Raw genomic sequence first — 14,737 nt, forward strand, 5'->3', positions numbered from 1 at the left:
ACGCAAGGCGGCCACGGGCCGGATCAGTACCCGCCATGCACCGGCCGGTGCGTCTTCACCGCCATCACCAGGCCCAGGCCGGCCAGCAGCGAGACCGCCGAGGTACCGCCGTAGCTCATCAGCGGCATCGGCACGCCGACCACCGGCAGCAGCCCCGAGATCATGCCGCCGTTGACGATCACGTAGACGAAGAAGGACAGGCCGGTGGCGCCGGCCAGCAGGCGCGAATAGGTGTCGCGGGCCTGCGCGGCGATCCACAGGCAGCGCGCGATCACCACCAGGTACAGCGCCAGCACCGTGGCCACGCCGATCCAGCCGAACTCCTCGCTCAGCACCGAGAACGCGAAGTCGGTGGTCTGCTCGGGGATGAAGTTCAGGTGCGACTGCGAGCCCAGCCCCCAGCCCTTGCCGCTCAAACCGCCCGAGCCGATCGCGATCTTGGACTGGATGATGTTCCAGCCGGCGCCGAGCGCGTCGTTCTCGGGGTTGAGGAACATCATGATGCGGTCCTTCTGGTAAGGCCGCAGCAGCCAGAACCACGCGACCGGCGCCACCGCCGCGACGCCGCCGACGCCGATGCCGACCCACCACCAGGGCAGCCCCGCCAGCAGCAGCACGAACACGCCGGACGCGGCGATCAGCACGCCGGTGCCGAAATCCGGCTGCAGCATGATCAGCGCGGTCGGCACGCCGATGATCACCGCGCTGGCGAGCACGGTCGGGATCCGCGGCGGCAGCGGCATGCGGTGCAGGTACCAGGCCACCATCATCGGCAGGCTGATCTTCAGCAGTTCGGCCGGCTGCAGGTAGAACAGCTTCAGGTCCAGCCACTGGCGGCCGTACTTGCCGGTGCCGAGCACGAACACCGCCAGCAGCGGCAGCATCGACAGGGCATAGACCAGCGGCGTCCAGGCGCGCAGGCGCAGCACCGACACGCGCGAGATCGCCCACATCGCCACCAGGCCGATCGCGAAGCGCACGCCCTGCGCGGCGACCAGCCGCCCGCTGCCGCCGGTCGCCCCGCCCGCGCTGTGCATCACCATCAGGCCGATCGCCATCAAGGCGCCCAGCGCCAGGCACAGCGGCCAGTCGAGCGTGCGGGCGAAGCGCGCGCCCAGGTCGAGCAGCCAGCGCAGGAAATCCTTCATTGCCCGTCCTCCGGCACCGCGTCCGGGATCGGCGGCGGCTCGGCCGGCCCCGCCGGGGCCGGCGCCGGATCCAGGCGCAGCCGGGCCGTGCCGACGCTGACCGGCAGCGGCTCCAGGGCCAGCGCGGCCTGGTCGCCGGCCTGGCGCACCTGCGGCGCCTCGGCGTCGAACTGCACCACGCCCACCGCGGTGCTGCCGCGCTCGGCGTCCAGCGGCTCCAGGCCGTCGGGCAGGCGGCCGAGCAGCCAGGCATCGAAGATCTTGCGCGCGATCGGCGCGGCGGTACTGACGCCGTAGCCGCCGCCTTCCACCGCGATCGCCACAGCGATGGTCGGGTTGTCCGCCGGCGCGAAGCCCTCGAACAGCGAACGGTGCCGCAGGTGCATCGGCAGGCTGCGCGGGTTCACCGCGGCGGTGCCCTTGCGGCTGACCACCTGCGCGGTGCCGGTCTTGCCGGCCATCTGGTAGGGGGCGCCGATCGCCACGGAATAGGCGCCGCCGCCCGGGCGCATGGTGTCCATCATGCCCTCGCGCACCCATTGCAGGTTGCCCGGGTTGTCGCTGATCGGCTTGGTCGGGCCGGGCGGCAGCGGCGTCCACGGCTGGTCGAAGCCGCCGCGCTGGGCCATCACCAGCCGCGGCGTGCGCAGCTGCCCGTCGGCGATGCCGCCGACCGCGCGCACCAGCTGCAGCGGCGTCACCTTCCAGTCGCCCTGCCCGATGGCGATGTTGACCGTGTCGCCGGGATACCACGCCTCCTTGCGGGTCTTCCGCTTGTAGTCGGGCGAGGGCACGATGCCGCCGGTCTCGCCGACCAGGTCGATCCCGGTCGGCGAGCCGAAGCCGTACTTGTACATGTACTTGTCGACCTGGGTGATGCCCATGTCGAGCGCCAGCTTGTAGTAGTAGGTGTTGACCGACTGCGCGATGGACTTGCGCAGGTCGGTCCAGCCGTGGCCGCCGCGGTGCGAATCGCCCCAGCCGCGGCTCACGCCCGGCAGGTAGAACATGCCGGTGGACAGGATCTTGTCCTCGGGCCGGCGCGCGCCGCTGTCCAGGCCGGCCAGGCCCATCAGCGGCTTGATCGTCGAGCCGGGCGCGACGCCGCCCAGCACCAGCCGGTTGAACTGCGGCCGCGACGGGTTCTCGTTGAGCGCCTTGAAGTCGGCGTGCGAAATGCCGTTGACGAACAGGTTGGGATCGTAGGACGGCAGGCTGACCATCGCCAGGATCTCGCCGGTGCGCGGATCCATCGCGACCGCCGATCCCTCGTACTCGCCGAACGCGGCCACCATCGCGCGCTGCAGGTCGGCGTCGATCGACAGGCGCAGGTCGGCGCCGGACTGCGCCGGAACCCGCCCGACGGTGCGGATCGCGCGCCCCTGCACGTTGGTCTCGACCTGCTCGTAGCCGACCTTGCCGCGCAGTTGCTGCTCGTAATAGCGCTCCAGCCCGGACTTGCCGATATGGGTGAGCGCGGCATTGCCCTCGCCCAGCGTCTCCAGGTCCTTCTCGTCGACCCGCCCGACGTAGCCGATCACATGCGCGAACAGGTCGCCGAACGGGTAGCGCCGGGTCAGGTAGGGCTCCAGCTCCACGCCCGGGAAGCGCCAGCGCTCGACCGCGAAGCGCGCCATCTCCTCGTCGCTCATGCGCAGCTTGATGGTCACCGGCATGAAGCTGCGCCGCCCCTTGCGCTCGCGCTTGAAGCGCTCCAGGTCCTCCGGGGAGATCGCGATCACCTTGCCCAGCTCGGCCAGCATCGCGTCCATGTCGGCGACCTTGTCCGGGGTCACGTCCAGGCGGAAGGCCGGCACGTTCTCGGCCAGCAGCCGGCCGTTGCGGTCGTAGATCATCCCGCGCCCGGGCACCACCGGGCGCAGCTTGATCCGGTTCGCCTCCGAGCGGGTGGCGTAGACCTCGTGGTCGAGCACCTGCAGCTTGAAGTACCAGCCCGCCAGGCCGGCCAGGCACAGCACGACCGCGGCGAAGCCCAGCACCGCGCGGCGGCGGAACTGTTCGGCCTCGGCATGCGGGTTCTTGACCTGGCGGCGGGAGGACATCGGCGCTACCTGCGGGCCCTAACCGCGCTTGCCCAGGCGCAGCGCATCGAGCAGCACGAACAGCGGCAGCCACAGCAGCATGCCCAGCAACGGCGCCCACCAATAGCTCCATGGCAGGGTGGGTTCGCCCACCGCCAGGTGCACCGCCGCCGAGACGATGCGGTCGTTGACCAGCAGGCCGCCGATCGCCAGCGCCTGCTGCGACATCGGGAAGAACCGCAGCCGCGCGCGGAAGCGCTGCAGGATGAAGGTCATGATCACCAGCCGCAGCGCCTGCTCGCCCAGCAGGGTGCCGTAGACCATGTCCGCGGCCAGCCCGGCGATGAAGGCCAGGCCGAGCCCGGCCTGGTCGGGCTCCTCGATCACCCAGTAGGTCAGCACCAGCGCCAGCCAGTACGGGCGCAGCGGCTGCACCGGCAGCGGCAGCGGCAGCAGGCCCAGCAGCAACGCCACCACCAGGCTGACCGGCAGCACCCAGGCCTTGCGCTGGCGGCTCATGGTTTCGGCTCCCTTGGAGCTGGGGATTCGGGATTCGGGATCGGGGAAGGCGCCTCCTCGCCCTTGGCCGGCGGTCGGCCCGCCAGGATCGGCGCAGGTGCGGCACTCCCGCTTCCATCGGCTCCCGAATCCCGGATCCCGAATCCCGCTGCTGCGGAACGCAGCAGCAGCACGTCCCGCCCGCGGTCCAGCTTGGCCGCCGGGGTGATCTCGCCGACCAGGAAAGCATGCGAATCGTCCGGCCGCAACGCCGAGACCGTGCCGACCGGGAACCCGGCCGGGAAGCGCCCGCCGAGGCCCGAGGTGACGATCTGGTCGCCGACCTCGATGCCGGCGCTGAGCGGGATGTCGCGCAGCTCCAGCCGGTCGCCGCGGCCGTAGACGATCAGGCGCACGCCGGTGCGCGCGACGCTGACCGGCACCGCATGGTCAGGATCGGTCAGCAGCAGCACGGTCGAATGCAGCACGCTGACCTCGATCACCTGGCCCATCAGGCCGCCGGCATCGATCACCGCCTGGCCGACCTTCACGCCGTCGCGGCTGCCGGCATCGAGGATCAGGCGCTGCCGGGTCGGGTCGAGGTCGACGTCGAGGATCGGCGCCAGTTGCACGTCCAGGCCGTTGCGCTCGGCGACGTTGAGCAGTTCGCGCAGCTGGGCGTTGTCGAGCGCGGCGGTGCGCAGGCGGGTCAGGCGGGCGTTGGCGATCAGCAGCTCGTTGCGGAGCCGGCGGTTCTCCTCGACCAGCTGCGCGTGGGTCGCCGCGTTGTCCTTGACCTGGGTCCCGATCCGGCCTGGCAGTCCGGCCAGCGCCCAGACCGGCTGCACCAGCACGTTGGCCTGCGCGCGCAGCAGCGACAGCCAGCCGCCCTGGCTGTCGAGCGCGATCAGCACGATCGCCGCCGCCAGGTAGGCGAGCAGACGGACGGTGCTGGCGACTTCGCCGCGGGAGGCAACGGGAGGACCGGCGTAGGGAGGCATCTTTCGTGATTGGTGATTCGTGATTTGTGATTCGCAACTGCTGCCGGCGATCCGCTACCCGGGAAGAAGCGGCCTTGCCGCCCCGGACCGGTCACGAATCACCAATCACGAACCACGGCTTCACTCGGGCGCGAAGAACTCGTTGCCGTGCATGTCGACCAGCTCCAGCGCGCGGCCGCCGCCGCGGGCCACGCAGGTGAGCGGGTCGTCGGCGACCTGCACGTGCAGGCCGGTCTCCTCGGAGATCAGCCGGTCCAGGTCGCGCAGCAGCGCGCCGCCGCCGGTCAGCACGATGCCGCGCTCGGCGACGTCCGCGCACAGCTCCGGCGGGGTCTGCTCCAGCGCCAGCTTGACCGCCGAGACGATGCCCGACAGCGGCTCGTGCAGCGCCTCCAGCACCTCGTTGGAGTTGATCTTGATCATCTTCGGCACGCCCTCGGCGAGGTTGCGGCCGGAGATCTCCATCTCCTGCACCTCGGTCTGCGGGTAGGCGCAGCCGATCTCCAGCTTGATCCGCTCGGCGGTCGCCTCGCCGATCAGCATGCCGTGGTTGCGGCGCACGTAGTTGGTGATCGACTCGTCGAAGCGGTCGCCGCCCACGCGCACCGACTGCGAGTAGACGATGCCGTTCAGCGAGATGACCGCCACCTCGGTGGTGCCGCCGCCGATGTCGATGACCATCGAGCCGCGCGCCTCGGTCACCGGCATGCCGGCGCCGATCGCCGCGGCCATCGGCTCCTCGATCAGGTAGACGTCGCGGGCGCCGGCCTCCTCGGCCGACTCCTTGATGGCGCGGCGCTCGACCTGGGTCGAGCCGGCCGGCACGCACACCAGCACGCGCGGGCTCGGGCGCAGGAAGCGCGACTTGTGCACCTTCTTGATGAAGTGCTTGAGCATCGCCTCGGTGTAGGTGAAGTCGGCGATGACGCCGTCCTTCATCGGGCGGATGGTGGTGATGTGGCCCGGGGTGCGGCCGAGCATCTGCTTGGCCTCCGCGCCGACCGCCGCCACCGAGCGGGTGCCGCCGATCGCGCGGTCCTGCCGCACCGCCACCACCGACGGCTCGTTCAGGACGATGCCCTGGCCGCGCACGTAGATCAGGGTATTGGCCGTGCCCAGGTCGATGGACAGGTCGTTGGAAAACATGCCGCGGAGCTTCTTGAACATCTGGGAGGTCGGTCCTGAGGAGAGTGCGCGCCGGAGTGCCGAGTGGCGAAAAAATGGGCAGAAAACGAAGTCGGCTAGCCTAACAATCCCCCTGCATGCGGGCAAGGAAAAATCCGGGGAAATCCGCGCTTTTCCCGGCCCGGCCCGGCCCGGCCGGCGTCCGCGGTTCTGGCCCTCGACCGCCCCACCCGTTAACCTTTGCGCCGCGGCGCGCCCGCCGCCCCCTGGCCACGTCCCACGGCCGGCGGGATTTCCCATTCGCAAAGGCCTGCTCGATGTCCGCTTTGATTTGTGGTTCCCTTGCCTACGACACCATCATGGTGTTCCCGGACCAGTTCAAGAACCACATCCTGCCGGACAAGGTGCACATCCTGAACGTGTCGTTCCTGGTGCCGCGGATGCGGCGCGAGTTCGGCGGCTGCGCGGGCAACATCGCCTACAACCTGCACCTGCTGGGCGGCAAGCCGATCCCGATGGGCACGGTGGGCTCGGACTTCGGCCCGTACCGGGCGCACTTCGAGGCGCTGGGCATCGACCTGTCGCGGGTGAAGGTGATCGAGGAGCTGTTCACCCCGCAGGCCTTCATCACCACCGACCACGACAACAACCAGATCACCGCCTTCCACCCGGGCGCGATGATGCGCAGCTACGAGAACCACGTGAAGGACGTGCCGGGCGTGACCATCGGCCTGGTCGGCCCGGACGGGCGCGAGGGCATGCTGCAGAACGCGGCCGAGTTCCGGGAGATGGGCGTGCCGTTCATCTTCGACCCGGGCCAGGCGATGCCGCTGTTCAACGGCCCGGAACTGCGCGAGTTCATCGAGCAGGCCGACTACGTGGTGGTCAACGACTACGAGTCCAACCTGCTGCAGGAGCGCACCGGCTGGTCCGAGAAGGACATCGTGCAGCGCGTGCAGGCCTACATCACCACCCAGGGCCCCAAGGGCGCGCTGGTGCACACCCCCGGCAAGACCTACGACATCCCGCCCGCGCACGAGCGCCGCGTGGTCGACCCGACCGGTTGCGGCGACGCGTTCCGCGCCGGCCTGCTCTACGGCATCGAGAAGGGCTACGACTGGCTGACCATCGGCCGCATGGGCAACCTGATGGGCGCCCTGAAGGTCGAGCATCCGGGCACCCAGAACCAGCGCTTCGACTTCGCCGAGTTCAACGACCAGTTCCGCCAGCAGTTCGGCTACTCGCTGTAGCCGCGCCTGCCCCCTCCCCCGTCGGGGCGAGGAGGCACGGCTTGCGCGCCCTTGGCGCGCGTGCCCTCGGGGCGGGGACGGGCAAAGCCCCTTGCGATGCCCGACTGCACGAGGCTCCCCCCTCGTCCGCCCGGTCCGGGGTTCCGCGCCTTCGCGCTCCCCCTCCGGCGGACCAGGGGAAAACGCTCACCACCCCGGCATCTGCGTGCCGTCCACGCCCGCCGTCTCGAACACCGCGGTACGCGTGCCGCCGGCCTTGACCGGGAAAGTAATGGACAGGGCCTTGGCCTGGCGGGCCAGCTTCCACAGGGCCTTGTCGTCGTCGATGAACATCGCGATCGCCTCGTCGGTGTCGGGGCGGTGCGCGGGCAGGGCCCGGGGCTTGCCCCCGTCGACCGCGACCTGCACCTTGCAGCCGCGATAGCAGTCGAAATCCCCGGCCTGCAGCACCAGGTAGGCGTGGCGCTTCCATTGCGGGTGGTCGCGGAACACCAGCTGCACGCGCTTGGCGCCGCTGCCGTCCACGTCGACCGGCTCCTTGGCGTCGATCATCGCCGAGCGCTGGGTACCCCCCTTCACCGCCACCTGGTTGTACTGCCACAGCGCCTGCAGGCGGCGCTGCTCGCGGGCCTCGTCGCCCTTGGCCTTGACCTCGGCGTAGCCCGGCTCGACCTTCCGGGCGGCCTCGGTACCGGGATAGCTCTGCAGCAGGTCGGCGCCATAGGAGCGCGCCATGTCCCAGTTGCGGTCCTGCACCGCGCGGTCGTAGCGCTGCGCCAGCTCGGCGGCGGCCTGCTCCTTCCGTTCGGCCTCGGCGGCCAGTTGCGCCTGGCGTTGCGCCTCGCGGTCGGTACAGGCCGACAGCAACAGCAGGGACAGCACGGCAACGGGCAGGTATTTCATGGCGTACTCCGGCGATAGACGATGTCGAAACGGCAGGAGAGACTGCGTGGGAGGGACTTCAGTCCCGACCGGCCTTGCCGGTACCGCCTGCGGGGACCGAAATCCCTCCCACGGATGGCAAGGAAGCCTTTACTGCGCCGGCTTCTCCGCCTTGGCCAGCATTTCCTCGACCGAGGCGGTGGTGATCGGGTGGTAGCCCGGCCTGGCCTTGGCGAAGGCCTGCTTGGCGAAGGCCAGCCCTTCCGGCGTCTTCACCAGTTCGGCGTAGACCGGCAGGATCAGCTTGCGGCGGCCGACCCGCTCGATGAACTCGCCCGCGGCCGGCCAGACCTCGGTGTAGCCGCTGCGGATCGCCAGCGGGTACCAGCGCATGGCGATCTCGCCGTTCGGGGTGCCGGTGAAGTGGTAGGCGGCGTCGAGCTGCTTGAGCTGCTCCGGCTTGAGCGTGGCGCCCATGCCGCTGAGGAAGTGCACCCACTGCTGGGTCACCCACTCGCCGGTGACCTGGCTGCTAGGCAGCGTGCCCGACCCGGACCAGGCGATGCGGGCGGTGTCCACGATCGCGAAGCCGCGCGAACGCGCCTTCTGCGCGAACGCCGGGATGCCCGGCTGGTTCAGCCAGGCGTCCAGCTCGGCCGGGGTGACCGCGTTGGGGCTCTTCGGCAGCAGGTGCTTCTTGAGGTAGTCGACGAACTGGTCGGTGGTCGCGCTCTGGAACGCGTGGTCGTCGAACCAGCCGCGCAGGAACGGATCGAACGTCTCGCGGCCGAAGCGCTGCTCCAGGAACTGCAGGAACCAGGCGCCCTTGACGTAGGCGACGCTGCTCAGCGCCTCGTCCGGGTCGCGCTCGGTCAGCGGCGGCAGCGCCAGCGCCTGGTCGGCCGGGCTCATGTCCTTCACCTCGGCCAGCAGGTCGGTCTGGTCGATCTCGCGCTCCATCTCGGCCATCTCCTGGCCGTACAGCGCCTCGGTGATGCGGCCCTGCACGTAGGTGGTGAAGCCCTCGTTGAGCCAGATGTCCTTCCAGCTGGCATTGGTCACCAGGTTGCCGGACCAGCTGTGCGCCAGCTCGTGCGCGACCAGCGACACCAGCGACTTGTCGCCGACGATCACGGTCGGCGTGGCGAAGGTGAGGGTCGGGTTCTCCATGCCGCCGAACGGGAACGACGGCGGCAGCACCAGCATGTCGTAGCGGCCCCAGCGATACGGGCCGTACAGCTGCTCGGCCGCGCCGATCATCTTCTCGGTGTCCTCGAACTCCTTGGCGGCCTTGTCCGCCATCGCCGGCTCGGCCCAGACGCCCGAGCGCGCCGAGATCGGCTTGAACACCAGGTCGCCGGCGGCGATCGCCAGCAGGTAGGACGGGATCGGATGCTCCATCTTGAAGCTGTAGTCGCCGTCGCGCGCCGCATCCGGGTCGCTGTTGGCGCTCATCAGCACCATCACGTCGGGGCGGCTGGTCACGTGCGCGCTGTAGGTGAAGCGCACGCTCGGCGTGTCCTGCAGCGGCACCCACGAACGCGCATGGATCGCCTGCGACTGGCTGAACATGAAGGGCAGCTTCTTGCCCTCGGTCATCGACGGCTCCAGCCACTGCAGGCCGGAGGCGTCGGGCGAGGTGCGGTAGGCGATCTGCAGCTTGGCCGGGCGGTTCGGCGCCTCGATCGTCAGCTTGCTGCCGAACACCTTGTCGGCCGGCGCCAGCGCGTACTGCAGCGGCGCCAGCGCGCCCTTGCCGTCGTCGCCCTGCACGCTCTCGATGGCCAGGTCGCGGGTATCCAGCACCAGTTGCGTGGCGGAGCGGTCCTTCCAGTCCAGCGTGTAGGTCGCGGTGCCGGCGATCTCCTTCTTGTCGAAGTCGATCTTCAGGTCCAGCGCCAGGTCCTTGATGACGGCCTTGTCCGGCTCGGCGTAGGAACTTTCGTCGTGGCCGCGGACGGGCGCCTTCGCGGCGGCGGGCTTGGCGGGCTGGGATTCGGGCATGGACGCCGGGTCTTTGGAACACCCGGCCGCACCGACGGCCATGGCCAGGGACAGCAACAGGAACGAGGAGCGCATGGGAAGAACCAGGACAGGAAAGCCCGGAATTCTACCCGGAGAGCCGGGATTGGGGATTCGGGACCGGGGATCCGCAAGAGCGCCCTGCCCTGGCGAATCCCCGGTCCCGGCCTCGATCAGACCTTGTAGCCGGAATGGATCGCGACGATGCCGCCGGTCAGGTTCTTGTAGTGGCAGCGCGCGAACCCGGCGTCGGCCATCATCCCCTTCAGCTCGTCCTGCGGCGGGTGCTTGCGGATGCTCTCGGCCAGGTACTGGTAGCTGTCGGCGTCGCGGGCGAACAGCTTGCCCAGCCGCGGCAGCACCTGGAACGAGTGGAAGTCGTAGATCGGCTTGAACCAGTCGGCGGTGACCTCGGAGAACTCCAGCACCCGCGCCTGCCCGCCGACCTTGAGCACGCGGTACATCTCGCGCAGCGCGGCGTCCTTGTCGGTGACGTTGCGCAGGCCGAAGGAGATCGTCACCAGGTCGAAGCTGGCGTCCGGGAACGGCAGCGCCTCGGCGTTGCACTGCACGTAGTCCAGGCCCGAGACCAGCCCGCGGTTGGTCAGGCGGTCGCGCCCGACCGAGAGCATGCCGGCGTTGATGTCGCCCAGCACGATCGAACCTTCCGGCCCGACCCGGTCGCGCAGCAGCACCGCGATGTCGCCGGTGCCTCCGGCCAGGTCCAGCACGCGGTCGCCCGGCTTCACCTGCGCGGTCGCCACGAAGTAGCGCTTCCAGGCCCGGTGGATGCCCAGGCTCATCAGGTCGTTCATCAGGTCGTAGTTGCGCGCGACCGAGGTGAACACCTGGCCGACCAGCTTCTGCTTGTCCTTGGCGGCGACGTCGCGGAAGCCGAAATGGGTGGTGCCGGTCTTGTAGGGGGATTCGCTCATGGGCCGGATTATCGCACCGCTGACGGGATCGTGACCGGCCCGTGCCACAATCGGCCGCACTGACCGCGATCCAGGGCCTGGACCCGCCGTGAGCGACAAGTACGTCCCGCGCCAGTGGCAACCCCACGAGAAGCCGACGCTGCCCGGCTCCGCCTCGACGCCGCTGCACCCGGTCCCGCGGCGGATCGCCTACGGGCTGGTCGGGATCGTGGTCGCGCTGACCGGCGGGCTGAGCAACGCGCTGGTCACCGCCAACCTGCCCTACCTGCAGGGGGCGCTGGGCGCCTACGCCAGCGAGATGGCCTGGCTGCCGGCGGCCTACGTGATGACCAACATGTCGGCCAACCTGATCCTGGTGAAGTTCCGCCAGCAGTTCGGCCTGCGCAAGTTCACCGAGATCTTCCTGTGGCTGTACGCGCTGATCGCGCTGGCGCACCTGTTCGTGCACTCGCTGGGCTCGGCGATCGCCGTGCGCGCCGCGCACGGGCTGGTCGGCGCCGCGCTCAGCTCGCTGGGCCTGTACTACATGATCCAGGCCTTCCCGGCCCAGCACCGGCTCAGGGCGGTGGTCACCGGCCTGGGCCTGACCCAGCTGGCGCTGCCGCTGGCGCGGGTGTTCTCGACCGAGCTGCTGGAACTGGGCGAATGGAACGGCCTGTACCTGTTCGAGTTCGGCCTGGCGATGTTCGCGCTGGCCTGCGTGATCGCGCTCAAGCTTCCGCCCAGCGATCGCTACAAGGTGTTCGAGAAGACCGACTTCGCCACCTTCGCGCTGTTCGCCGCCGGCGCGGCCGGGCTGGCCGCGGTGCTCTCGCTCGGCCGCTACCTGTGGTGGACCAGCACGCCCTGGCTGGGCGTGGTGCTGGCCGCCTCGATCGCGCTGCTCGCGGCGGCGGCAGTGATCGAGCACAACCGCCGCAACCCGATGATCAACACCCGCTGGCTCGCCAGCGCCGACATGCTGCGCCTGGGCATCGCGATCCTGCTGATCCGGCTGGCGCTGTCCGAGCAGAGCACGGGCGCGCTCGGCTTCTTCCAGGCGCTGGGCCTGGGCAACGAGCAGATGCACGCCCTGTTCTGGCTGATGCTGCTCGGCGCGGTATGCGGGGTCGTCGCCAGCGCGCTGTTCATCAAGCGCGAGCACATCACCCAGCACCTGGTGGTCGCGGTGGCCGCGATCTGCATCGGCTGCTTCCTGGACGCGCGCTCCAACAGCCTCACCCGCCCCGAGCAGATGTACCTGAGCCAGTTCCTGCTGGCGTTCGGCGGCACCTTCTTCGTGGCCCCGGCCATGGTGGCCGGCATCAGCCGCGTGGTGACCCAGCCCGGCAACCTGATCAGCTTCATCGTGCTGTTCGGCATGGCCCAGAACCTGGGCGGGCTGGTCGGCAGCGCCTTCCTCGGCACGCTGCAGATCGTGCGCGAGAAGTTCCACTCCAGCCAGCTGGTCGAACACCTGGTGCTCACCGACCCGCAGGTGGCCGCGCGCGTGCAGGCCTACGCCGGCACCTACGGGCGCGTGGTCGGCGACCCTGCCTTGCGCCAGGCCGAGGGCGTGCGCCTGCTCGGCAGCGTGGCCACCCGCGAGGCGACCGTGCTGGCCTACAACGACGTGTTCCTGGTGATCGGCAGCATCGCCATCGCCACCCTCGCATGGTTCCTGTGGTACCTGTTCTGGCGCCGCCTGCACGGTACCGACGCCGCACCGCCCGTTCCGACACCGACCACGACCCGATGAACACACCCGCCACCGCACCGCCCGCCGGCGACCGGCGCAAGCGCATCGCCGTCAGCGCAGGCATCGTCCTGCTGGCGCTGGCCGGCATCGCCCTGGTGCTGTACGCCTGGCGCCTGCCGCCGTTCACCAGCGCGATGCAGTCCACCGAGAACGCATTGGTGCATGGCCAGGTCACGGTGATCGCCCCGCAGGTGAGCGGGTACGTGGTCTCGGTGGACGTGCAGGATTTCCAGCACGTGCAGGCCGGGCAACTGCTGGCGCGGATCGACGAGCGCATCTACCGCCAGCAGCTCGACCAGGCCCAGGCGCAGTTGCAGACGGCGCAGGCCAATCTCGCCAACTGGCAGCAACAGCTGCGCAGCGCGCAGGCGGGCGTGGCCGAGGCGGAGGCCGGGCGCGCCAGCAACCTGGCCGCGCGCGACCGCACCCGCTCGGCGCTGCGCCGCGCCGAGGCGCTGGCCGACCGGCAGCTGGTCTCCGAACAGGACCGCGAGACCGCGCGCGCGAGCGCGGCGCAGGCGCAGGCCGCGCTGCGCCAGTCCGAAGCGGCGGTGCAGGCCGCCACCGAGCAGGCGCGCAGCGTCGAGGTGAACCGCCAGGCGCTGGAAGCGGCCGTCGCCAGCGCCACCGCCGCGGTGGAGCTGGCCCGCATCAATCTCGACAACACCCGCATCGTCGCGCCGCGCGCCGGCCAGCTCGGCCAGCTCGGCGTGCGCCAGGGCGCCTACGTGACCAACGGCACCCAGCTGATGTCGCTGGTGCCGGACACCCTGTGGGTGGTGGCGAACATGAAGGAGACGCAGATGGCGCACGTGCGCATCGGCCAGCCGTCGAGCTTCACCGTCGATGCGCTGGACGGCGCGCGCCTGCACGGCCACGTGCAGGAGATATCCCCGGCCACCGGCTCGGAATTCGCCGTGCTGCCGGCGGACAACGCCACCGGCAATTTCGTCAAGATCGCCCAGCGCATCCCCGTGCGCATCGCCATCGATCCCGGCCAGCCCCTGGCCGGCCGCCTGCGCCCCGGCATGTCGGTGGTGGTCTCGATCGACACGCGCGACCGGCGCGGAGAGTGAACGGGCGACGCTATCATGCGCGCATGCCCGCCACCGCTCCCACCCTGCACTGGCAGACGCTCGCGTTCGATGCGCTCGACGCGCGCCAGCTCTATGCCCTGCTGAAACTGCGCTCGGAGATCTTCGTCGTCGAACAGGCCTGCGCCTATCTGGATCCGGACGGCAAGGACACCCATCCCGACGCGCTGCACCTGCTCGGCCACCACGGCGACGCGCTGGCCGCGTACCTGCGCATCCTGCCCGCCGGGGTCGGCCACCGCCACCCCAGCATCGGCCGGGTGGTGGTCGCCCCCGCCTGGCGCGGCACCGGCGTGGGCCATGCGCTGATGCGCGAGGGCGTGCGCGCGTTGCTGGCGCGCTGGCCCGGCAGCGAGATCCGGCTGGGCGCCCAGGCCCACCTGAGCGGCTACTACGCCGCGCACGGCTTCGTCCCGGCCTCGCCGATCTACGACGAGGACGGCATTCCCCACGTCACCATGCGGCGCGACCCCGGCGTCGCCCTCGAGGACCCACGATGATCGCCACCCCCGACTACCGCGCCCTGCTCGACACCGCCATCGCCGAGGCCCGCCAGGGCCTGGCCGAGGGCGGCATCCCGATCGGCGCGGCGCTCTACCACAACGACGGCCGCCTGCTCGGCTGCGGCCACAACCGCCGCGTGCAGGAAGGCGATCCGTCGGTGCACGGCGAGACCGACGCCTTCCGCAAGGCCGGCCGCCAGCGCCGCTACAAGGACACCATCATGGTCACCACGCTGGCGCCGTGCTGGTACTGCAGCGGACTGGTGCGCCAGTTCGGCATCGGCACCGTGGTGGTCGGCGAGTCGGTGACGTTCCGGGGCGGCATCGACTGGCTGCGCGAGAGCGGCGTCGAGGTGATCGACCTGCACAGCCAGGAATGCATCGACCTGCTCGGCGGCTACATCGCCGCCAATCCCGAGGTATGGAACGAGGACATCGGCGAGGATTGATCTCCATCAATCCGCCTTGACGCCGGCTGCACTAGCATCGATCGCGACCG

The 14,737-nt window shown here is 70.2% G+C and carries 13 protein-coding genes; 5 read left to right on the forward strand and 8 right to left on the reverse strand.

What is annotated here, in order from left to right:
- Positions 1–23 precede the first annotated feature (23 nt).
- The 5 genes from rodA to M3M27_RS17110 form a co-directional block, all read right to left on the reverse strand.
- Positions 24–1,148, reverse strand: coding sequence for a rod shape-determining protein RodA (gene rodA, locus M3M27_RS17090; protein ID WP_434026376.1), 1,125 nt, complete (start codon positions 1,146–1,148; stop codon positions 24–26).
- The gene (gene mrdA / locus M3M27_RS17095; protein WP_140726789.1) at positions 1,145–3,211 is read right to left on the reverse strand and encodes a penicillin-binding protein 2; all 2,067 of its coding nucleotides are present in this window, start codon (positions 3,209–3,211) and stop codon (positions 1,145–1,147) included. The genes rodA and mrdA overlap by 4 nt, the downstream gene beginning before the upstream one ends.
- A gap of 18 nt (positions 3,212–3,229) precedes the next feature.
- A complete protein-coding gene (mreD, locus tag M3M27_RS17100) occupies positions 3,230–3,709 on the reverse strand; it encodes a rod shape-determining protein MreD (protein ID WP_140726786.1) in 480 nt (159 codons plus the stop codon).
- Positions 3,706–4,689 carry a rod shape-determining protein MreC gene (gene mreC / locus M3M27_RS17105; protein ID WP_434026377.1) on the reverse strand — a complete coding sequence of 328 codons (984 nt, stop codon included), beginning with the start codon at positions 4,687–4,689 and terminating at the stop codon, positions 3,706–3,708. Before mreC ends, mreD begins: the two co-directional genes overlap by 4 nt.
- Positions 4,690–4,809: 120 nt before the next feature.
- Positions 4,810–5,856, reverse strand: coding sequence for a rod shape-determining protein (locus tag M3M27_RS17110; protein WP_140726779.1), 1,047 nt, complete (start codon positions 5,854–5,856; stop codon positions 4,810–4,812).
- Positions 5,857–6,131: 275 nt separating this feature from the next.
- Here M3M27_RS17110 and M3M27_RS17115 point away from each other — a divergent pair, with 275 nt between their 5' ends.
- A complete protein-coding gene (locus M3M27_RS17115) occupies positions 6,132–7,064 on the forward strand; it encodes a carbohydrate kinase family protein (protein WP_140726776.1) in 933 nt (310 codons plus the stop codon).
- A 186-nt stretch (positions 7,065–7,250) separates the two neighbouring features.
- Here the strand turns inward: M3M27_RS17115 and M3M27_RS17120 are convergent, their stop codons facing one another.
- The 3 genes from M3M27_RS17120 to ubiE form a co-directional block, all read right to left on the reverse strand.
- Positions 7,251–7,967, reverse strand: coding sequence for a hypothetical protein (locus tag M3M27_RS17120; protein ID WP_434026378.1), 717 nt, complete (start codon positions 7,965–7,967; stop codon positions 7,251–7,253).
- Between the two features lie 129 nt (positions 7,968–8,096).
- Positions 8,097–10,025, reverse strand: a complete 1,929-nt coding sequence (locus M3M27_RS17125; RefSeq protein WP_434026379.1) for a M1 family metallopeptidase — start codon at positions 10,023–10,025, stop codon at positions 8,097–8,099.
- A 116-nt stretch (positions 10,026–10,141) separates the two neighbouring features.
- Positions 10,142–10,903, reverse strand: coding sequence for a bifunctional demethylmenaquinone methyltransferase/2-methoxy-6-polyprenyl-1,4-benzoquinol methylase UbiE (gene ubiE, locus M3M27_RS17130; RefSeq protein WP_140726765.1), 762 nt, complete (start codon positions 10,901–10,903; stop codon positions 10,142–10,144).
- A gap of 88 nt (positions 10,904–10,991) precedes the next feature.
- Between ubiE and M3M27_RS17135 the strand changes: the two genes are divergently transcribed.
- From M3M27_RS17135 to M3M27_RS17150, 4 genes are read left to right on the forward strand one after another with little or no spacing between them, the layout of a single operon-like run.
- On the forward strand, positions 10,992–12,641 hold the full coding sequence (locus tag M3M27_RS17135) for an MFS transporter (protein ID WP_434026380.1): 1,650 nt from the start codon (positions 10,992–10,994) through the stop codon (positions 12,639–12,641).
- On the forward strand, positions 12,638–13,717 hold the full coding sequence (locus M3M27_RS17140; RefSeq protein WP_140726757.1) for an HlyD family secretion protein: 1,080 nt from the start codon (positions 12,638–12,640) through the stop codon (positions 13,715–13,717). The genes M3M27_RS17135 and M3M27_RS17140 overlap by 4 nt, the downstream gene beginning before the upstream one ends.
- 23 nt (positions 13,718–13,740) lie before the next feature.
- Positions 13,741–14,235, forward strand: a complete 495-nt coding sequence (locus M3M27_RS17145) for a GNAT family N-acetyltransferase (protein WP_140726753.1) — start codon at positions 13,741–13,743, stop codon at positions 14,233–14,235.
- Positions 14,232–14,687, forward strand: a complete 456-nt coding sequence (locus M3M27_RS17150; RefSeq protein WP_140726751.1) for a nucleoside deaminase — start codon at positions 14,232–14,234, stop codon at positions 14,685–14,687. The genes M3M27_RS17145 and M3M27_RS17150 overlap by 4 nt, the downstream gene beginning before the upstream one ends.
- Positions 14,688–14,737: the final 50 nt, after the last annotated feature.

The sequence above is a fragment of the Xanthomonas boreopolis genome (assembly GCF_046529185.1).
Taxonomy (GTDB): Bacteria; Pseudomonadota; Gammaproteobacteria; order Xanthomonadales; family Xanthomonadaceae; genus Pseudomonas_S; species Pseudomonas_S boreopolis.